Here is a 570-nt window from a genome sequence, read left to right as displayed (position 1 = left end):
GCCACCTTTCCGACCAGACCGCAAAGACGCTGACGGCAGCGAGCAAAATCGGCGGCGACGTGCATGTGCTGGTGGCCGGTGCTGGCGCCAAGACGGCCGCCGACCAGGCAGCCAAGCTTTCGGGCGTATCCAAGGTGCTGGTGGCCGAGGACGCAAGCCTTGCCAACAATCTGGCCGAACCGCTGGCAGCGTTGATCGTCTCGCTTGCCGGCAATTACGACACCATCCTTGCCGCCGCCACCTCGGTCGGCAAGAACGTGCTGCCGCGGGTGGCTGCCCTTCTCGGCCACCTTTCCGACCAGACCGCAAAGACGCTGACGGCAGCGAGCAAAATCGGCGGTGACGTGCATGTGCTGGTGGCCGGTGCCGGTGCCAAGGCGGCCGCCGACCAGGCGGCCAAGCTTTCGGGCGTATCCAAGGTGCTGGTGGCCGAGGATGCCTCGCTTGCCAACAACCTGGCCGAACCGCTGGCGGCGCTGATCGTCTCGCTGGCCGGCAATTACGACACCATCCTGGCCGCCGCCACCTCGGTCGGCAAGAACGTGCTGCCGCGGGTGGCTGCCCTTCTCG

At 67.0% G+C, this 570-nt stretch carries 1 pseudogene; it reads left to right on the top strand.

The features are described 5' to 3' along the window. Positions 1-570, top strand: a pseudogene (locus BLJAPNOD_RS35840) (hypothetical protein); the annotation flags it as partial.

Source organism: Ensifer sp. M14 (assembly GCF_003355565.1).
In the GTDB taxonomy this organism is placed as follows: domain Bacteria; phylum Pseudomonadota; class Alphaproteobacteria; order Rhizobiales; family Rhizobiaceae; genus Ensifer.
This window is presented reverse-complemented; position numbering and strand designations above follow the sequence as displayed.